Here is a 19,761-nt window from a genome sequence, read left to right as displayed (position 1 = left end):
CAATCTTCGATTATGTAAGGAGAGAGAAACCGATGGCAAAAGAAAAAATTGTTTTGGCCTATTCTGGCGGTTTAGATACATCTGTCGCAATCAAGTGGCTGCAAGATACTTACAATTATGACGTCATTGCTGTAGCGCTGGATGTAGGGGAAGGAAAAGATCTGGACTTCATTCAAAAGAAGGCGCTGAAAGTCGGCGCATTGAAATCGATCGTCGTGGATGCCAAAGAAGCTTTCGCCCGCGAATATGTACTGCCTGCCCTGCAAGCAAACGCGATGTATGAAGGCAAGTATCCGCTGGTATCTGCCCTGTCCCGTTATCTGATCTCCCGCGTGCTGGTAGAGATCGCGGAAAAAGAGGGAGCAGTCGCTGTTGCCCACGGATGCACGGGGAAAGGAAACGACCAGGTTCGTTTCGACGTATCCTTTACAGCGCTCAATCCAAACTTGAAAATTGTGGCGCCAGTCCGCGAATGGGGCTGGACGCGCGAAGAAGAGATCGAATATGCAGCCAAGAACAACATTCCGATCCCGATCGATCTGGACAATCCATACAGCATCGACCAAAACCTCTGGGGCAGAAGCTGCGAGTGCGGCGTTCTGGAAGATCCGTGGGCGGCTCCGCCGGAAGGTGCCTATGATCTGACCAAATCCATCGCGGATGCGCCGGATGAGGCCGAAGAAGTAGAGATCACCTTTGTCAAAGGCGTGCCGACTGCCCTGAACGGCGAAGAGCTGCCGCTGTCCGAACTGATCCTGAAGCTGAATAAAATCGCCGGCAACCACGGTGTGGGACGTATCGACCATGTGGAAAACCGCCTGGTGGGCATCAAATCCCGCGAGGTCTACGAAACGCCAGCTGCGACGACGCTGATTCTGGCTCACCGCGAGCTGGAATTCCTGACACAGCCGCGCGAAGTGGCGCAGTTCAAGCCGATTGTGGAGCAAAAAATGGCGCAGGTGATCTACGAAGGTCTCTGGTATTCGCCGATCCGCAATGCCCTGCAAGCCTTTATTGAAGAGACGCAAAAACACGTGACGGGCGTCGTGCGCGTGAAGCTGCACAAAGGCCACGCCATCGTCGTCGGACGCAAATCCGACTCGACGCTGTACAGCCACGAACTGGCAACGTATGCCGCTGGTGACCAGTTTGACCATAAAGCGGCGATCGGATTCATCAAGCTGTGGGGCCTGCCTACCAAGGTATACGCACAGGTGAACGAAGGCGTGCTGCATGAAAACACCAAGACGCCGATCAAGATTTTGGACGAAAAGGATGCGATTACGCAATGAAACTGTGGGGAGGACGCTTCACAAAGCCGACGAATCAGCTCGTAGAAGAATATACGGCTTCCATTTCTTTTGACAAGCAGATGTGGCGGCAAGACATCGTCGGCAGCCTGGCTCACGTAGCAATGCTGGGCAAGTGCGGCATCCTGCCGATGGATGAAGTGAGACAAATCATCGCCGGTCTGAAAAAGGTAAAAGAGAAGATCGAGCGCGGACAGGTAGAGTTCCTCGTGGAAAACGAGGATGTGCATATGAATATCGAAAAAATGCTGATCGAAGAGATCGGACCTGTCGGCGGCAAGCTGCATACAGGCCGGAGCCGCAACGACCAGGTGGCGCTCGACATGCATCTCTATCTGCGGGAAAAGCTGATGGAGATCATCCAGCTGGCGATGTACCTGCAAGAGGCTTTGGTCGAGCAGGCGAACAACCACCTCGATACCGTCATGCCGGGGTATACCCATCTGCAGCGCGCGCAGCCGGTGCTGTTCGGCTACCATATGATGGCCTATGTCTCCATGCTGCAGCGTGACATCGAGCGGATGCGCGACTGCTGGAAACGGGTCAATGTCCTGCCGCTAGGTGCCGGCGCACTGGCCGGGACGACTTTTCCGATCGACCGCGCCTTCGTGGCGGAGATGCTTCAGTTCGACGGCATTTATCTGAACAGCATGGACGCCGTGAGCGACCGCGATTTTATCGTGGAGTTCCTGGCGAGCGCTTCCCTCCTGATGGCTCACCTCTCCCGCCTGTGCGAAGAGTTGGTCATCTGGAGCAGCCAGGAGTTTTCCTTCGTCGAGCTGGACGATGCATTCTGCACGGGGTCCAGCATCATGCCGCAGAAGAAGAACCCGGACGTGGCGGAGCTGGTGCGCGGGAAGACAGGACGCGTGTACGGCAATCTGTTTGGTCTGTTGACGGTGCTGAAGGGGCTTCCCCTGGCGTACAACAAAGACATGCAAGAAGACAAAGAGGGCATGTTTGACACGGTCGCTACGCTGCACGGGGCCCTGGCCCTGCTGACGCCGATGATCCAGACCATGCAGGTGCGCACCGACCGCATGCGCCAAGCGGTGACGCAGGACTTCTCCAACGCGACGGATCTGGCCGATTACTTGGTGCGCAAAGAGATGCCGTTCCGCCAGGCGCATGAAGTGGTGGGGCGTGCCGTGCTCTACTGCATCGAACAGCAGAAATACCTGCTCGATCTGACCATGGAGGAGTACAAATCATTCTCCGCGCTCATCGACGAGGATGTGTACGAAGCCCTGGCTGTCGAGACGGTAGTCAATGCCCGCAACGTCTTGGGCGGCACCGCGCGCAATCAGGTGGAGCTGCAAATCTCGGAATACCGCAAACTGCTGGCGGAAACCCATCAGTGGGTCGATAAAAACAGCCAAAAGGTCATGATTGAATCGCTCATCGATGTAGGCTCGCCTGCATAAACGTGGATAAGCATACGCAAAGGGACAGAGATCATATCTGTCCCTTTTTCGTGTTTATGAAGAAAAAAGGATAGGGGCCTCATCCGGCTCCTATCCTTTTTGCATGCGGCGGGCCGACTGGATCAAACTACAGGCACATCCGCAAAATCTCTCGCACATCTGTGCTGGTCAACTGCTTGAAGTTGCCGATCGGGCCGAAGGGCGTCGCTTTTTCTGCCATGGCATCCAAGTTCTCCTCGCCGATCTGGTAATCGGCCAGGCGGGTCGGCGCCCCGATGCGGGCGAAGAAGGCCTCGGTCGCTTCGATGCCGGCGAGGGACAGCTCCTCGTCCGTCTTGCCGTCCGCATCGATCCCCCAGACTTCTGTGGCGTAGCGGCTGAAGCGCTCCACATTCTCCCGGTAGACGTAGCGCATCCATTTCGGGAAGATGATCGCAAGACCGCCGCCGTGGGGGATGTCGTAGATGGCGCTGACAGCATGTTCGATCTTGTGAGTGGCCCAGTCCGTCTCCACCCCGACGGGCAGTGTGCCGTTCAGTGCCATCGTGCCGCAGTAGAGCAGATTGGCTCTCGCGTCGTAATCGGCAGGCTTCTCCAGGACGCGCTCCGCATTTTCGATGACCGTTTTCAGAATCGATTCGGCGAAGCGGGTCTGTAGCGGGATTTCCGGCGTATGGCTGAAATACTGTTCAAAAACATGCGACATCATGTCGCAAATGCCGTAGATGGTCTGATCGCGAGGGACGGTGAACGTGTACGTCGGATCGAGGATGGAGAAGGCAGGAAATGTCGTGCTCGCTCCCAGCTTCTCCTGGGTCTCCCAATTGGTGACGACACTGCTGCGATTCATCTCGGAGCCCGTAGCTGCGAGGGTCAGCACGGTCCCGAGGGGAAGGGCTTTCTCTGGCACCGCGCGGCGCAGATAGAAATCCCAAACATCGCCGTCATAGGGGACGCCGACAGCCACCGCCTTGGCCGCATCGATCACGCTTCCTCCGCCGACCGCCAGGATCCAGTCTGCTCGCTCCTGACGACAGAGCTCGATGCCTTTTTTCACGGTGGCGAGGCGCGGGTTCGGCTCGACGCCGGGCAGTTCAATGACGCGGCAGCCTGCCTCTGCAAGATGGGCCGTGACTTGGTCATAGAGGCCGGAGCGCTTGATGCTGCCGCCCCCGTATACCAACAGGACAGTGGAGCCAAGCTGCCGGGCCTTTTCAGGCAAATGGGACAATTGTCCTGCACCAAAGATCAATTCAGTCGGATTACGGTAAACGAAATTGTTCATGGTAAAGCTCCCTCCACACCCTGTATTCCTCTCTATTGTAGCCAATCCCCCCCGTTCAAACCAGTTCGCGAGCCCGGCAAAGTGCGAAGACAAGCCCGGCGAAATGCCGATTCGACAAGAAATGAGAGATTTAGTGGATACCATGATCGAAACAGGGTGGTATAATAGGGAAGATGACTATATCTGCTGTCGAGCGAGAACAGCTCGCGGCATCGGCCGACGGATGGTAGCAATCTCTGTCGGATCAGCACCCAAAATCTAAGATCTGCAGCTTGTATACAGAGAGATCTGACAATGTAGGATGTGATTGGCTTGATCGAGATGTTTGACGTATGGAAAACATACCCGAATGGCACCAACGCCCTCAAAGGGATTAACGTACGTATTGAAAAAGGTGAGTTTGTCTATGTCGTCGGTCCGAGCGGCGCGGGAAAATCCACCTTTATTAAATTAATGTACCGCGAAGAAAAGCCGACCAAGGGGCAGATTTTCCTCGGGGGCTTCAATGTCAGCCGCATCAAGGAGCGCCAAATCCCCACGGTCCGCCGCAGCATCGGCGTCGTTTTCCAGGATTTCAAACTGCTCCCTACGCTGAGCGTTTTCGAAAATGTCGCCTTTGCGATGGAAGTGATCGAAGCTTCCCCCAAGCTGATCAAGCCCCGCGTGATGGATGTGCTCGGCCTGGTCAAGCTGAAGCACAAGGCCAAAATGCTGCCGCGAGAGCTGTCCGGCGGTGAGCAGCAGCGCGTCGCCTTGGCCCGCGCGCTGGTCAACAACCCCGGGATCATCATTGCCGACGAACCGACCGGAAATCTGGACCCGGAGACCTCCTGGGAGATCATGAAGCTGTTTGAAGAGATCAACCAGCGAGGCACCACGGTCGTCATGGCTACCCATAACCGCGAAATTGTGAACACCATGAGAAAACGGGTGATTGCCATCGAGGCGGGGCAGATTGCCCGCGACGAACAGAGAGGGGAATACGGTTATGAAGATTAGAACGCTGGGACGCCACGCCCGTGAAGGGGTCAAAAACCTCGTCCGCAACGGCTGGATGACCTTTGCTTCCATCAGCGCCGTGACCATTACTCTGCTCATTCTAGGCGTCTTTCTCATCCTGGCGATGAACGTAAACTTCTTTGCGCAAAACGTGGAAAAACAAGTCGAAATTCGCGTCTTTATCGACACGCTCGCGACAAAAGACAACATTACCGCTCTTGAGCAAAAAATAAAGGCAATTCCCAAGGTAGCCTCGGTTCAGTTTATTCCCAAAGATGAGGGATTGCGGCAGCTCCGGGAAAGCCTGGGCGAGAAAGCATACTTATTTGACGGGATGGAAAAGGAAAATCCGCTCCCGGACGCCTTTGTCGTCAAGACCAAGCTGCCACAGGAGACGGCTGCCGTCGCATCCGAGATCAAGCAGCTCGAATACGTCAGCAGCCTCAACTACGGCGAAGGCACCGTAGAAAAGCTGTTTGCCGCCACCGGCGCGGTTCGCAATGTCGGCATCGGTTTTATCATCGGCCTGGGCTTCACCGCCATGTTCCTGATCGCCAACACCATCAAGCTGACGATCGTAGCCCGCCGCCGGGAAATCGAGATCATGAAGCTGGTGGGCGCGACCAACTGGTTTATCCGCTGGCCGTTTTTCGTCGAGGGTCTTCTGATGGGCCTCGTCGGCGCGCTGATTCCGATCGTCATTCTGATCATCAGCTATCACTATCTGGTCGACGCCATCAATGGAAGCCTGATCGCATCCCAAATGTTCCAACTGTTGCCGCTGTTCCCGCTCGTCTACCAAGTATCGCTGGCTCTCCTGGCGATCGGCGCCTTTATCGGCATCTGGGGCAGCCTGGTGTCCGTACGCCGTTTCTTGCGGGTGTAATCACGCACGTTAGGGAGGAAAACCATGAGGAAGAAGATACTGTTATCCGTCCTGGCAACCGGCCTGCTGACCGCGTCCGTCGCACCTGTCACCGTCAGTTGGGCGGCGAGCAAGTCATCCCTGGAGAAAATCAACCAGGAACTGGAAGCCATTAAGCGAAAGAAGAATGCCCAAAAGAAGCAAGTAAAAGAAACCGAACAAAAAATTGCTTCTGTCAAAAAACAGGCGAAAGATCTGGAGACGGAACTGATGGCCATCGACCTGCGCCGCAACGAGACCCAGAAAAAGCTGGACAAGCTCGAAGCGGAAATGGAAGTGACCAAGGTCAGGGCCGCGGAAGCGCAGGATCAGCTGGATGAGGCCAAAGAACGCGTAGCCAAGCGGGACAGTCTCTTGCGGACGCGGGTCAAGGTCATGTATGAACGCGGTTCCGTGTCTTATTTGGACGTACTCTTGGGCGCCTCGGATTTCGGCGATTTTCTGACCCGTATGCAGGGGTTGAAGCTGATTTTTGAGCAGGATACCAAGATCCTGGAAGAGAACAAGCGCGACAAGGAAACGATCGAAAAGAAGAAAAGCGAGATTGACCATCAGCTGACGGTATTTGCCGCCATGTACGAAGAGGCGGAAAATCTCAAAGCCGAATTGGACAAGCAGTACAAGCGCAGCGTCGTAGTGAAGGCCGAGCTGCAAAAGCAGGAAGAAGAGCTGAACGAGAGTCTGGAAGAATACGGACAGCAATTATTGGCCCTTGTCAAACAGGAAGAGGCCAAGTACGCTGAAAAAGTGCGCGCGCTCAGCTCGAGCAGCAGCGGCTACAAGGGCGGGCGGCTTGCCCTGCCGATTGATGACGGACTGTTTCGCTGGACTTCCGGCTTCGGCGTTCGCAAAGACCCGTTTACCGGTCGCTCTGCTGGGCATAATGGAGTAGATATGGCAGCGCCAAAAGGAACGCCGATCAAGGCTGCGGCTCCGGGGATTGTCGTGTTCGCCGGCTACTACGGGGGATTCGGCAACGCCGTCATGATCAAACACAGTCCGGAGATCACGACGCTATACGGCCATATCCGCGAGGGTGGCATCAAGGTCTCCGTCGGACAAAAAGTGGACGTTGGACAAAAGATTGCAGAGGTTGGCTCCACTGGCCGTTCTACGGGGAACCACCTGCATTTTACCGTATACCAAAATGATGTGGCTGTGAATCCGATGCCGTTCCTGCGATAGGCTTGTTCCGGAGATGTTTGGGCAATATTGCTTGCCAGTTTCGCATACACTAGCTGCATACCTTTTCCACCGGGGAGCACAAAGGATGGTGTCGTAACGATGAAATGGAATGGACGTTCCGTGTTGGCCCTCGTGCTTGTTTCCATGGTCGCGAGCAGCTTTCTGACTATGGGATTGTTGAAAACGTCAGCCAGCACGCAGAGCACCTCAGCTGTCACGGCAGCAGCAGGCGCGCTGTTTAGCGGAGGACAGCAGGAATACCCGAAGGAATTCAAGAAGCTTCTCGATGCCTTTTCTGCCATCAAGCAGGAATACATTCAGGATGTCACGACGGAACAACTGGTTGAAGGGGCCATCAGCGGCATGGTAGGCTCCCTCAAAGATCCGTACAGCGACTATATGGACCCGACCTCCGCAGCGGAATTCAATTCCACGCTGCATTCCACCTTTCAGGGGATCGGGACGGAAGTGACGATGCAAAACGGACGTGTGACCGTGGTTTCTCCTTTCAAAGGGTCCCCGGCCGAACGTGCGGGCTTGCGTCCGAACGACCAGATCATCAGCGTGAACGGCGAATCGCTCGAAGGGCTGGATCTGCACCAAGCGGTCACGAAAATCCGCGGACCGAAAGGCACGAAGGCGGTTCTGCAGATCGTAAGGCCGGGCGTGCCGGAGCCGCTCACGATCGTCTGCATCCGCGACGATATCCCGATCGAGACCGTCACCAGTGAGCTGATGGAGAAAGATGGAGTCAAAATCGGCGTCATGAACCTGAGCCAATTCTCCTCGGAGACCGCGAAACATTTTGCCGACCAGCTGAGCGATCTGGAGAAACAGGGGATGGACGGGTTGGTTATCGACGTTCGCGGCAATCCGGGCGGCTATCTCTTGGCCGTCAAGGAGATCGGCGAAACGCTGATACCGAAGAAGGGCAAGATCGTGGAAATTGAGTATGGCTCGGCTACCAAGCAGCATGAAGAGTATTATTCCAAAATCGACGAAGCGAAGCCGTATCCCATCGCCGTCTTGATTAACGGCGGAAGCGCCAGCGCGTCGGAGATTCTCGCCGGAGCGATGAGCGAAAGCGGCGGCTACAAGCTCGTCGGGGAAAAATCCTTCGGGAAGGGCACGGTTCAGAGCACGATGGAGATGGCGGACAAGAGCCAGCTCAAGCTGACCATCGCCAAGTGGCTGACGCCCAAAGGAAACTGGATTCATGAAAAAGGAATCGAGCCTGACGTCAAGGTAGAGCAGCCCGCCTACTTTAACGCCACGCAGCTTCCCGCAGACAAGGTCCTGGCCCGCGACATGGCCGGCAATGACGTCAAGAACCTGCAGTTGATCCTGACCGGACTGAAGCTTCCGACCGGGCGGGACGACGGCTACTTTGATGAAAAAACTGAGCAGGCCGTCAAGAAGTTCCAGGCCGCGCATAACCTGCCGGCAACCGGAAAAGTAGATCAGGCGACGCGGACTGCGATGGAAGACAGCCTGCGCGAAGAGATGCGCAAACCGGAAAATGATCTCCAGCTGCAAAAAGCGCTTGAGGTCGTGGCCCAGCAGGCAAAAGCAAAATAATCCAGGAGCGAAAGGCAGGGAATTGCCTGCTCTCCGTAGAAGTGGTTACCACGGCTCGATATGGCCGTGGTTTCTTTTTTCTCGGACGATACAGAAGCTGTTCACAGACGAGGTGAAACAGATGGCGATAGAAAGCGATATAGGGGCGGTTCTCTCCGGGTTTGGCCGTTTCTTTCTGAACCCCGTATTTTACCTGTTTCTGCTGTTTATTTACTTGCACTATCGGCGCCAGATGCTGCTGGAAAGACAGCTCTTTGCCGTTCGCATTCAACATCCGCTGGAGCAGACGGTCCGCTCCCTGGGCATGGGCATCGTCGGCGGCTTGTTGATCTCTGTATTGGCTGCCGCTCTGGGGATTGTGATTCAGCTCCAGGATTTGTGGCTGCTCTGGGGATTGGCCGCCATCCTGGCACTCATCCGACTGCGCTACCTCTGTTTTGCTTACGCGGCCGGTTTGCTGACGCTGTTTCACGCGGCGGCGAAGCTGTTGCCCGACTTGACGCACACTCCCGGCATCGGATCGCTATGGAGCCTGTTTATCCAGGCAAAGCCGCTGCCGCTGCTCGGTCTTGTAGCGGTGATGCATCTGATCGAAGCGTTTTTGGTGCGCTGGAACCGGGGAAGGGATGCGTCGCCGATGTTCGTGGAGGGACAGCGGGGACGGATCGTCGGAGCGTATCTGCTCCATTCTTTCTGGGTGACGCCGCTGGCGCTGTTCGTGCCCGTGGAAGCGGGAGCATTTGGCGGAGAGCTGTATGCGGGCTGGCCGTTCTTTGGCACCGAAGCGGCTGCCTATGGTCTCTTGCTCCTCCCTTCGGTCACAGGCTTTTCGGCGTTGACGCAGACGGAGATTCCCGCTCGCAAGGCGGGGCATATTTCCAGACAATTGACTTTTTACGCCCTCCTGCTGCTCGGCCTGACTGCTCTGGCTGTATGGTGGCCGCCGCTCATTCTGCTGGCTGCGCTGTTTGCGCTGATTGGCCACGAAGGCTTGTTCTGGCTGGGCGAATGGCAGGAAAGGCAAAAGGCCCCGGCTTTTATCCAGTCTTCGCGCGGAGTAAAAGTGATGGCGGTGCTGCCCGGCACGCCCGCGGAGGAGATGGGCGTCCGAATCGGCGAGGTCATCGTCCGGGTGAATGGCCAGGCCGTGCGCAACAAAGAAGACTTGTATCCCGCCCTGCAGGCCAACCCGGCCTTTTGCAAAATGGAAGTGCTGACGCTGGAAGGCGAGCTGAAATTCGTCCAGTGCGCCGTCTATGCGGGCAATCATCATCAGCTGGGGATAATCGTCGTACCGGATGCGACGACGCGGGTGTTCGTCGATATGCGGCAGGCGAGTGTCATGCAGCTGGTGAAAGAGAAACTGGAAAAGCTGAATCTGGGTGCCTGATCGCGAAGGATCGATTCCCTATTGTAGAAGGCTCTGCCGACCTTGACTCGGCGGGGCTTTTTCTTTTTCCAATCCCAGGGGCGGTGCGGCCCTCGTCCGAAATAGGAGAGAGCGGTGTCGAAACAGTTAGAAATAGTTAGAATTCTTTATAATTGTTAACGGTGTGGTGCGTAACGCAAAGGCACCCCCCATCGTCTATTAGACGAGTAGAAAAAGGAGGAATTATTCACCATGAAGGCATACAAAAAACACGCCTTGCGCTTATGTGCAGGAGTCGTAGCGACAGCTAGCCTATTTTCCGTCCCGATCCATTCTCATCTGGCTGTGGCTGCCGAGGAGCAAATCGCGATGATGCCGGTTCCGGCGACGATATCCAAGGGAATTCAGCAATTGGCAAAGCTATTGCCTGAATTGCAGAACAGCACGGCAGTGTACCAGGGGCCCGTGGACGGACCTGGTGTCAGCGGGGACAGCGTCTCTTTTGTGCTCAAGACGAATGGAGCGGACGAAGCCGTCAGCAGGGCCATTTTTGATCCGCAAAATGGACAATTGCTGGTGCTGGATCTGCAGCCGAAAGCGCCGGATCAGACGCAAGCGTGGAAGCTGACGGATGAAAGCGCAAAGGAGAAAGCCGCCGCCTTTTTGCAAAACCTGCATCCCCATGGCAAATTCTATACAGCGGGAAGCGTCTCCCATGAGGAAGGCAAGGCGACCGTCCGCTTTGTACGCAAGCATAATCAGGTCGCTCTCACTGATCCTTACGACTGTTTTGTCACAGTTGACGGGACTGGGCGCGTCATCGGGTACCGGACGCATAACGGCGCGATGTACGAGACCCTCGATCCGCAGGGCATGCCATCTGCGCAGCGCGTGATGTCGGAGGCTACTGCCGCTCAGCGCTATGCCGACAGCAAGCCGCTTGAGTTGGTCTATCTCCTGGATGAGAAAGCGGGCGCAGAGGCGGAGTCTGACAGCGCCAAGCAGCCAACGGCCCAATTGGTGTACGCCCTCAAAGGCGGAGTTGTCAAGGGGCCTCATACGGGCGGCGCCCTAGATGCCATGAGCGGAAAACCGCTGGCGAACGCTGCGCAGCAGGGACAAACCGTCTCCGTGACGGGAAAGGCAACGTACGCTTCGTTAAAAAGGGAAGACTCAGTCAAAGCCTTCGCCAAGGAAATCACCGGCGCAGAGCTGGATAAGCTGCCGCTCATTTCCTACGCGGATGAGCAGACGCAGACCCGCTTGTATATTTGGGGCGTCTTTGGCAAAGAGCAGAAGGATGAGGAGAAGGTATACAGCCTCGGCCAGTTTCCCGAGGATGTGAAAAGCGATCAAAAGCTTCACGTGCTGGTCGAGGTGGATGAACAGACCGGACAACTGGTCAGAATGAGTCGGCACGACGGTACAGATCCGCGCAAACCAACCGATAAGGAAAGGGACTTGAAAACGGCGGTCTCCTGGATGGAGCGCCTGCTCCCGACAGGTTCGCATGAGTTCCGGCTGAAGGATGAAGGGGACGAAGAATTCAGCATCTGGGTAGCCGATCCTCTCCGTGAAGGTGTTCCTGTCTATCAGAAGGGGCAAAGCAAGCAGCAGGGAGCATTTGTCGTGCAGGTGAATCCGCTGAATGGCTCGATCCTGTCGCTAAGCCGGGCATCGGCAGAGGATGCCGTATATCCGGAGCGCGGAAAGGCGATCTCCGAACAGGCCGCTCTGGCCGCATTGCTGAAGGCATATCCCCTGGAGCTCGCCTATGTAAAGACGCAAGCGGATGCGGAGAAGGAAGCAGAATGGAAACTGGCGTACGACCTCTCCTTCCGCCAGACGAAACAGCATTGCTTCTGCGGTGTGGAATCCAAGGTAGACACGACGGTGTACGTGGATGCCTTGACAGGAAAAGTCATCACCGAGGAGTAAGCAAGGCGAGAGCGGATGTATTCCTTAGATGAAAATCACAACGGAAAAATAGAGGGGATCCGAAACAAAAAAGGGGGCTGTCCAGAAAGTCAGCATAAACTGACTTCTGGGCGCCCCGTTTTTGTTGAATGTAAAAAATAAGCACAAAAAAACCGTCTTTTCTTGTAAAATGGAAGTTACCACACTACCAATTCAAGAAAGGACGATTTTCTTGCGTAATCGGACGACTACTAATCATGATTATACCATGCAACTGGCTCTTCCTCTACAGGATGTGGAAGAAAAAATGATGCCCACGCGACATCTTGCCCCTACCTTCAAACCGTACGACAACAAGCAGGCTCAGATGATTCTGGATTTGGAGATGTATGTTCCCACCCATCATGTGGCTCGTGTCATTGATGAAATGATCGAAGCCATTCCGGATCAGCAGTTGTTTGCTCATTACACGGGCGGAGGCCGCAGTTCCTACCATCCCAAAATGATGCTTAAGGTGATCCTTTACGGCTACTCACAAAAGGTTTATTCCTGCCGCGGTATTGAAAAGCTGTTGCGTGAGAACCTCCCGGCCATGTGGCTGGCGGCGATGCAGCAGCCTGACTTCCGTACCTTGAACGATTTTCGCGGCGTGCGCATGAAAGCGTTCATGGACGAACTGTTTGAAACGATGATCCGCAAGCTCATCGCGGACAACTACATTTCGATGGAGCAGTACTTTTTGGATGGCACAAAGATTGAAGCCGATGCGAACAAGTACTCTTTTGTGTGGAAAAAATCCACGCTTCGCTTCGAGGAAAAGCTCAAGGAAAAGGTGCAGGCCACCCTTGCGCATATTCATACGCTCACGCAGCAAGAAGCTGGCGAATATGCAGCGGCAGACCCGGAAGAGCTCCCTGCCAAGCTCGAAGAAGCAGCGGCCGTGCTGGAGGAAAGAGTCGAAGGCTTAACCGAACAGCTCACGCAGACCAGCGGCAGCGAAGAGCGGAAAGCCTTGCGCAAAGCGCGCAGTGCCTTGAAGAGGCCGCTGAAACAGATTCGGAAGGATTTCCTTCCTCGCTTCGCCAAGTATGAGCAGCAGAAAGCCTGCTTTGGCGATCGCAACAGCTACTCGAAAACCGATCCGGACGCCACGTTTATGCGCATGAAGGAAGATCACATGAAAAATGGCCAACTGAAGCCAGGCTACAATGTGCAAATGGCCACGGAAAACCAGTTTGTTTTGTTCTACAGCATCCATCAGCGTCCTACGGATACACGATGCTTTATTCCGCATATGGAGCGATTGGCGGCGTCTTCGTTGCCGATGCCCAAAACCGTGATTGCCGACGCTGGCTATGGCAGCGAGGAAAACTACTTGTATGCGATGGGCGAAGAAAAACAGCCGCGATTTGAGTTTCTCATACCCTACGGCAACTATTTGAAGGAGAAAACCCGACGATACCAGAAGGACATCCGGCACGCTTCCAACTGGACGTATGAAGAGCAGGATGATCGCTTTGTTTGCCCGAATGGTCGATACGTTCGCTTTAAGAAATACCAGACGAAAAAAAACGCTTCTGGCCTGGAGCAAAGCTTCAAGATCTATGAATGTGAGGATTGTAGCGATTGCCCGCTCAAGCTCTCGTGCACCAAAGCAAAAGGGAATCGCCAGGTACACTGGAACACGATATGGGAAGAGTTAAAGGCAAAGGCCAAAAGAGCCCTTGAGGATGACGAGAAGTCCGCGATCTATGCTCGGCGTAAAGTGGAGGTAGAAAGCGTGTTCGGTCACCTCAAGGGCAACCGGTCGTTCCGACGGTTCTCCTTACGGGGGCTGGACAAGGTTCACGTCGAGTTTGGGATTGTGGCATTGGCCCACAATCTATTGAAAGTGGCAGGCATCCGCCTCGCTACTTTCCTGCAAAAGCAGCCGCACAAAAAAGTTGGACGGAAAACATTACGTTTTTCCGCCCAACTTTTTATTTTGGGGACTTATTGGACAGCCCCCTTCTCTGCGTACTAACGTCTGTTCTTGCCTTATGAAAACGTGCTTGCTTGCGCTTCGTAGCCGACGATCTGATTCAGCTTTACTTTTTTGCCGTCGCCGAGGACGAATTCAACCAATCCGTTTCTCATGCTGACGGCTTGAATCACGCCGCTCGATTCGCTCGTCGACTGCGAGCCGTCCGGCTGTGTGGCGGTTTCGGTGTAGGTAATCCCGTAGCCGATCATCTGCGCGTACTTCAGGCTGCTGTCCAGATTGTTGCCGGACAAGCCCTTGGACTCCAGGCCCTCAATCCAATCGCGTGGGATCGGCGTGGCCTCGCCCTGGATGCGGAAATAGATTTTTCCCTGGTCGAGATAGACCGCTTCGATCACGCCCGATTTTTTCTGGTGGCTGACTTCGCCGGTCAGCTCGTCCTTTGTCTGCAAATCATAGGTAGCGGTTCGGCCGACCAGGCTCTCATACTCGCGCAGGGTCAGCATGCTGTTGTTGGATTGCTCCATCAGGCTGGCCATCTTCGTTATTTTTTCCACCATGGTCATCATGCTGGTCTGCTGCAGGAATTGGGAGTTGTCCATCGGCGAGAGCGGATCCTGCTGCTTCAATTGCTCCAGCATCAGCTTCATGAATGCGTTTTGATCCAGCTCGGTGCTAAACTCCTTTTTCCCCTTGTAGCTGAGGTGAGGCTGTATATAGGCATTGTTATTTACGCGCGTATCGGACATGGTGAACCTCCCTGTCTTGGACGGGTCCGTCAATCTGACGAAAAAGCCGCTTCTTTAACAGGTATCGGCAAAAGGCTCCGGGAAATAAAGACAAACATTTGTTCGAATTTCCGGCTTATTTTTTGAATGATTGTGTTATAATGGAAATGAGAAGGTACAAGGAGATGAACGAGGGAATGGACCGTTTTGAATTGGTATCGGAGTTTCAGCCGTCCGGGGACCAGCCGACCGCCATTGCCGGACTGGTGGAGGGTGTACTCGCAGGGAAGCGGCACCAGACACTGCTCGGGGCGACGGGCACGGGGAAGACCTTTACGGCCGCCCAGGTGATCGCCAAGGTCAATAAGCCGACGCTGGTGATGGCCCACAACAAGACACTTGCCGCCCAGCTGTGTGCCGAGTTCAAGGAGTTTTTCCCGAACAACGCGGTGGAATACTTCGTCAGCTACTACGACTACTATCAACCGGAAGCGTACATTCCCCACTCGGATACGTATATTGAAAAAGATGCGAGCATCAACGACGAAATCGACAAGCTGCGCCACTCTGCCACCAGTGCGTTGTTCGAGCGGCGTGACGTCATCATCGTCGCTTCGGTGTCTTGCATATACGGCTTGGGTTCTCCCGAGGAGTACCGCGAGCTTCTGCTGTCGCTGCGGGTCGGGATGGAAAAGGGACGGGACGAAATCCTGCACCGCCTGGTGGACATCCAGTACGACCGCAATGACATCAACTTTACGCGCGGCACGTTTCGCGTGCGGGGAGATGTGGTGGAGATTTTTCCCGCGTCTCAGAGTGAACACGCCATACGCGTCGAGTTTTTCGGTGATGAGATCGAGCGGATTACATCCATTGATGTCCTGACCGGAGAAATATTAGGCGAGCGCGACCATGTGGCGATCTTCCCGGCTTCCCACTATGTGACCCGGGAAGAGAAAATGAAGCGCGCCGTTCAAAATATTGAGCGCGAGCTGGAGGAGAGGCTAGCCGAATTGCGGGATGCCGGCAAGCTGCTGGAAGCGCAGCGTCTGGAGCAGCGCACCCGTTACGATATTGAGATGATGATGGAGATGGGCTTCTGCTCCGGGATTGAGAACTACTCCCGCCATCTGACCGGCTTGCCTGCAGGACATGCGCCGTATACGCTTATCGATTATTTCCCGGATGACTTCCTGCTCATCGTCGACGAGTCCCATATGACCCTGCCGCAGGTGCGGGCCATGTACAACGGAGACAAGGCCCGCAAAGACGTGCTGGTGGAGCACGGCTTCCGTCTGCCCTCGGCGCGGGACAACCGGCCGCTCACCTTCCAGGAATTCGAGGCCAAGATCAAGCAGGCGATCTACATCTCCGCCACGCCGGGTCCTTACGAGCTGGAGCATTGCCCCGAGGTGGTGCAGCAGGTCATCCGTCCGACCGGATTGGTGGACCCGACCGTTACGGTACGCCCGATCAAGGGTCAAATTGACGATCTGATCGGCGAGATTCAAGCGACCATCGCCAAGGACGAGCGGGTGCTGGTGACGACGCTGACCAAAAAAATGTCAGAAGACTTGACCGACTATCTGAAGGAGATCGGCATCAAGGTCCGCTATCTCCACTCCGACATCAAGACGATTGAACGGATGCAGATACTTCGCTCCCTGCGCCTAGGCGAATTCGACGTGCTGGTCGGGATCAACCTGCTGCGGGAAGGCCTCGATTTGCCGGAGGTGTCTTTGGTCGCCATTCTCGATGCGGACAAAGAGGGCTTCCTGCGCAATGAGCGTTCCCTGATTCAGACGATTGGGCGCGCGGCGCGGAATTCCGAGGGACGCGTCATCATGTACGCCGATAAAATCACGGATTCGATGCAGGCGGCGATTCGCGAGACCGAACGCCGCCGGGCGATCCAGATCGAATACAACGAGAAGCACGGCATCACGCCGCAGACGATCAAAAAGGCCGTTCGCGAAGTCATCGAAGCGACCAGGGTCGCGGAGGAGAAAGCCGACTACCTGCCGCATGCCGAGTTTAAGAAGATGCCGAAGAAGGACCGTCTGCTCGTCATCGAGCGGATGGAGGAAGAGATGAAGGAAGCGGCGCGCAACCTGATGTTCGAGCGCGCGGCGGAATTGCGTGACTTGATTCTTGAGCTGAAGGCAGAGCTCTAAGGAGAGGTAAACTCATGCCATTGGAACATATTGTCGTAAAAGGGGCCCGTGCTCACAACCTGAAAAACATCGACGTCGTCATTCCGCGCGACAAGTTTGTCGTGCTGACGGGGTTGTCGGGTTCGGGCAAATCATCGCTTGCATTTGACACGATTTACGCCGAGGGACAGCGCCGATACGTCGAGTCTCTCTCCGCTTACGCCCGCCAGTTTCTCGGGCAGATGGACAAGCCGGACGTAGACTCGATTGAGGGGCTTTCCCCGGCGATCTCCATCGACCAAAAGACGACCAGCCGCAACCCGCGTTCGACCGTCGGGACGGTCACGGAAATTTACGACTATTTGCGCCTCCTCTACGCGCGCGTCGGCAGAGCGTTCTGTCCGCAGCACGGGATCGAGATTCAATCCCAGACCATCGAGCAGATGGTGGACCGCGTGATGGAATACCCGGAGCGCACCCGTCTGCAGATCCTGGCGCCGATGGTGAAAGGGCGCAAAGGGGAGCATGTGAAGCTCCTGGAGGACATCCGCAAGCAAGGCTTTGTCCGGGTGCGGGTAAACGGAGAGGTGCGCGATCTCTCCGAGGAGATCAAGCTGGAGAAGAATAAAAAACACAGCATCGAAGTCGTCGTGGACCGCATCGTGGTCAAGCCGGAAGTGCAGCCTCGTCTCGCCGACTCCCTGGAAACAGCGCTGCGTCTGGCTGACGGGAAAGTCATCGTGGACGTGATGGAGCATGAGGAGCTCTTGTTCAGCGAAAAGCATGCCTGCCCGGTCTGCGGCTTTTCCATCGGCGAACTGGAGCCGCGGATCTTCTCTTTTAACAGTCCGTTTGGCGCCTGCCCGGAGTGTGACGGCCTTGGCGTCAAGCTGGAGGTCGACCCCGACATGGTCGTCCCCGACATTACCAAGACATTGAATGACGGAGCGATCGGAGCGTGGGAGCCGAAGTCCTCTACGTACTACCAGCAGCTGCTGGAGTCTGCCTGCCGTCACTTTGGGATTCGGATGGACATCCCCTATGAGGAGCTGTCCGATGAGCACAAGCAAATCCTCATGTTCGGCAGCCAGGGTGAAAAGATCCAGTTCCGCTACGAAAATGAGTTTGGGCAGGTGCGAGAGGCAACCGTTCCTTTCGAAGGGGTGATCCCCAACCTGCAGCGCCGTCATTTGGAGACCAGCTCGGATTACATCCGGGAGCAGATCGAGGGCTTCATGAGCCAGAAGCCTTGCCCGGTCTGCAAAGGGCATCGCCTGCGCCAGGAAAGCCTGGCGGTGAAGGTCGGCGACCGCAGCATCTCCGAGTTGACCGATCTCTCCATTACCGAAGCGTTCCAATTCGTTGACTCGCTGGAGCTGTCGGAAAAAGAAGCGAAAATCGCCAATCTGATCGTCAAGGAAATCAAGGCCCGCCTCAATTTCCTGATCGATGTCGGGCTGGATTACCTGACGCTGAGCCGGGCGGCCGGGACGCTCTCCGGCGGCGAGGCGCAGCGGATTCGTCTGGCGACGCAGATCGGCTCCAGTCTGATGGGTGTCCTCTACATCCTGGACGAACCCAGCATCGGACTGCACCAGCGGGACAATGCCCGCCTGATCAAGACGCTGGAGCATATGACCAAGCTGGGCAATACTTTGATTGTCGTCGAGCACGACGAAGATACGATGATGGCCTGTGACTACATCATCGACATCGGGCCGGGTGCGGGCATCCACGGCGGGCGGATCATGGCTGCCGGCACGCCTCAAGAAGTGATGGAGAATCCCGACTCCCTGACCGGGGCCTACCTGAGCGGGCGCAAGTTTATCCCGGTGCCGATGGAGCGCCGTCAGCCCAATGGCAAATGGCTGACCATCGAAGGGGCCCGAGAAAACAACCTGAAAAACGTGACGGTCAAAATCCCGCTGGGGCTGTTCGTCGCCGTTACCGGTGTGTCCGGTTCCGGGAAAAGTACGCTGATCAATGAAATTCTGTATAAAACACTGGCCCGCGAGCTGAACCGGGCCAAAGCGAAGCCGGGTGAGCACCGCCGCATTACCGGTCTGGAGCATTTGGACAAGGTCATCGACATCGACCAGTCACCGATTGGGCGCACGCCTCGCTCCAATCCGGCTACCTATACCGGCGTCTTCGACGACATCCGCGACCTGTTTGCCTCCACGAATGAAGCCAAGGTGCGCGGCTACAAAAAAGGCCGCTTCAGCTTCAACGTAAAAGGGGGCCGCTGTGAAGCTTGCAGCGGGGACGGGATCATCAAGATCGAGATGCACTTCCTGCCCGATGTCTACGTCCCGTGTGAAGTCTGCCATGGCAAACGCTACAACCGGGAGACGCTGGAAGTGAAGTACAAAGGCAAGAGCATCGCCGATGTATTGGAAATGACCATCGAGGATTCGCTGGAATACTTCCGCAACCTCCCGAAAATCGAGCGGAAGCTGCAAACGCTGGTAGATGTCGGCTTGGGCTACGTGAAGCTGGGCCAGCCGGCCACGACGCTGTCCGGGGGAGAGGCGCAGCGCGTCAAGCTGGCCTCCGAACTGTACCGCCGCAGCTCGGGCCGCACGCTCTACATCCTCGACGAACCTACGACCGGTTTGCATACGGACGATATCGACCGTCTGCTGAAGGTGCTTCAGCGCCTCGTGGAAAACGGGGATACGGTGCTGGTGATCGAGCATAATCTCGATGTGATCAAGACCGTCGACTACATCGTGGACCTCGGACCAGAAGGAGGCACGCGGGGCGGACAGATCGTCGCCACCGGGACACCCGAAGAAGTGGTGAACGTAAAAGGTTCCTATACGGGTGAGTTTCTGGCCCCGGTGCTGGAGCGCGACCGTGCACGTACAGTCGCCCGCTGGGAGCAGCTGGCCGTCAAGTAGGCTT

13 protein-coding genes are annotated in these 19,761 nt (G+C 55.8%); 11 read left to right on the top strand and 2 right to left on the bottom strand.

Translation table 11 applies throughout. The features are described 5' to 3' along the window. Positions 1 to 32 precede the first annotated feature (32 nt). Together JD108_RS19920 and argH are read left to right on the top strand one after the other, a co-directional pair. Complete coding sequence (locus tag JD108_RS19920) at positions 33 to 1,292, top strand: argininosuccinate synthase (RefSeq protein ID WP_198827665.1); 1,260 nt, start codon at positions 33 to 35, stop codon at positions 1,290 to 1,292. Further along, a complete protein-coding gene (argH, locus tag JD108_RS19915) occupies positions 1,289 to 2,734 on the top strand; it encodes an argininosuccinate lyase (protein ID WP_198827664.1) in 1,446 nt (481 codons plus the stop codon). Before JD108_RS19920 ends, argH begins: the two co-directional genes overlap by 4 nt. Before the next feature lie 127 nt (positions 2,735 to 2,861). Here argH and JD108_RS19910 read toward each other — a convergent pair whose 3' ends face one another. Then, a complete protein-coding gene (locus JD108_RS19910; protein WP_198827663.1) occupies positions 2,862 to 4,019 on the bottom strand; it encodes an iron-containing alcohol dehydrogenase in 1,158 nt (385 codons plus the stop codon). Positions 4,020 to 4,331: 312 nt separating this feature from the next. Here JD108_RS19910 and ftsE point away from each other — a divergent pair, with 312 nt between their 5' ends. From ftsE to JD108_RS19875, 7 genes are all read left to right on the top strand, one after another. Next, on the top strand, positions 4,332 to 5,018 hold the full coding sequence (gene ftsE / locus JD108_RS19905; protein ID WP_198827662.1) for a cell division ATP-binding protein FtsE: 687 nt from the start codon (positions 4,332 to 4,334) through the stop codon (positions 5,016 to 5,018). Beyond that, positions 5,008 to 5,904, top strand: a complete 897-nt coding sequence (gene ftsX / locus JD108_RS19900; protein WP_198827661.1) for a permease-like cell division protein FtsX — start codon at positions 5,008 to 5,010, stop codon at positions 5,902 to 5,904. Before ftsE ends, ftsX begins: the two co-directional genes overlap by 11 nt. A 24-nt stretch (positions 5,905 to 5,928) precedes the next feature. Continuing rightward, on the top strand, positions 5,929 to 7,128 hold the full coding sequence (locus JD108_RS19895; RefSeq protein WP_198827660.1) for a murein hydrolase activator EnvC family protein: 1,200 nt from the start codon (positions 5,929 to 5,931) through the stop codon (positions 7,126 to 7,128). 99 nt (positions 7,129 to 7,227) lie between these two features. After that, entirely contained in the window at positions 7,228 to 8,706 is a 1,479-nt protein-coding gene (locus tag JD108_RS19890) for a S41 family peptidase (protein WP_198827659.1), read from the top strand. 121 nt (positions 8,707 to 8,827) lie between these two features. Beyond that, positions 8,828 to 10,096 carry a PDZ domain-containing protein gene (locus JD108_RS19885; protein WP_198827658.1) on the top strand — a complete coding sequence of 423 codons (1,269 nt, stop codon included), beginning with the start codon at positions 8,828 to 8,830 and terminating at the stop codon, positions 10,094 to 10,096. 231 nt (positions 10,097 to 10,327) lie between these two features. Continuing rightward, complete coding sequence (locus JD108_RS19880; RefSeq protein ID WP_198827657.1) at positions 10,328 to 12,013, top strand: YcdB/YcdC domain-containing protein; 1,686 nt, start codon at positions 10,328 to 10,330, stop codon at positions 12,011 to 12,013. Positions 12,014 to 12,299: 286 nt separating this feature from the next. After that, positions 12,300 to 14,015 (top strand): IS1182 family transposase, encoded by a 1,716-nt coding sequence (locus tag JD108_RS19875; RefSeq protein ID WP_228728225.1) that lies wholly within the window; start codon positions 12,300 to 12,302, stop codon positions 14,013 to 14,015. A gap of 14 nt (positions 14,016 to 14,029) precedes the next feature. Here JD108_RS19875 and JD108_RS19870 read toward each other — a convergent pair whose 3' ends face one another. After that, positions 14,030 to 14,722 (bottom strand): flagellar hook assembly protein FlgD, encoded by a 693-nt coding sequence (locus tag JD108_RS19870; RefSeq protein ID WP_198827656.1) that lies wholly within the window; start codon positions 14,720 to 14,722, stop codon positions 14,030 to 14,032. Positions 14,723 to 14,898: 176 nt separating this feature from the next. Here JD108_RS19870 and uvrB point away from each other — a divergent pair, with 176 nt between their 5' ends. Then, a complete protein-coding gene (gene uvrB, locus JD108_RS19865) occupies positions 14,899 to 16,875 on the top strand; it encodes an excinuclease ABC subunit UvrB (RefSeq protein WP_198830198.1) in 1,977 nt (658 codons plus the stop codon). Between the two features lie 14 nt (positions 16,876 to 16,889). Next, entirely contained in the window at positions 16,890 to 19,757 is a 2,868-nt protein-coding gene (uvrA, locus tag JD108_RS19860; RefSeq protein ID WP_198827655.1) for an excinuclease ABC subunit UvrA, read from the top strand. The last annotated feature ends 4 nt before the right edge of the window (positions 19,758 to 19,761 follow it).

It is taken from the genome of Brevibacillus composti (assembly GCF_016406105.1).
Classification (GTDB): domain Bacteria; phylum Bacillota; class Bacilli; order Brevibacillales; family Brevibacillaceae; genus Brevibacillus; species Brevibacillus composti.
Note: the sequence above shows the minus strand (reverse complement) of the source record. Positions and strands in the feature narration are given on the sequence as shown.

Coding starts and splice junctions, on each gene's coding strand:
- JD108_RS19920 (WP_198827665.1), top strand. CDS start 33: ATGGCAAAAGAAAAAATTGTTTTGGCCTATTCTGGCGGTTTAGATACA.
- argH (WP_198827664.1), top strand. CDS start 1,289: ATGAAACTGTGGGGAGGACGCTTCACAAAGCCGACGAATCAGCTCGTA.
- JD108_RS19910 (WP_198827663.1), bottom strand. CDS start 4,019: ATGAACAATTTCGTTTACCGTAATCCGACTGAATTGATCTTTGGTGCA.
- ftsX (WP_198827661.1), top strand. CDS start 5,008: ATGAAGATTAGAACGCTGGGACGCCACGCCCGTGAAGGGGTCAAAAAC.
- JD108_RS19895 (WP_198827660.1), top strand. CDS start 5,929: ATGAGGAAGAAGATACTGTTATCCGTCCTGGCAACCGGCCTGCTGACC.
- JD108_RS19890 (WP_198827659.1), top strand. CDS start 7,228: ATGAAATGGAATGGACGTTCCGTGTTGGCCCTCGTGCTTGTTTCCATG.
- JD108_RS19885 (WP_198827658.1), top strand. CDS start 8,828: ATGGCGATAGAAAGCGATATAGGGGCGGTTCTCTCCGGGTTTGGCCGT.
- JD108_RS19880 (WP_198827657.1), top strand. CDS start 10,328: ATGAAGGCATACAAAAAACACGCCTTGCGCTTATGTGCAGGAGTCGTA.
- JD108_RS19875 (WP_228728225.1), top strand. CDS start 12,300: ATGATGCCCACGCGACATCTTGCCCCTACCTTCAAACCGTACGACAAC.
- JD108_RS19870 (WP_198827656.1), bottom strand. CDS start 14,722: ATGTCCGATACGCGCGTAAATAACAATGCCTATATACAGCCTCACCTC.
- uvrB (WP_198830198.1), top strand. CDS start 14,899: ATGGACCGTTTTGAATTGGTATCGGAGTTTCAGCCGTCCGGGGACCAG.
- uvrA (WP_198827655.1), top strand. CDS start 16,890: ATGCCATTGGAACATATTGTCGTAAAAGGGGCCCGTGCTCACAACCTG.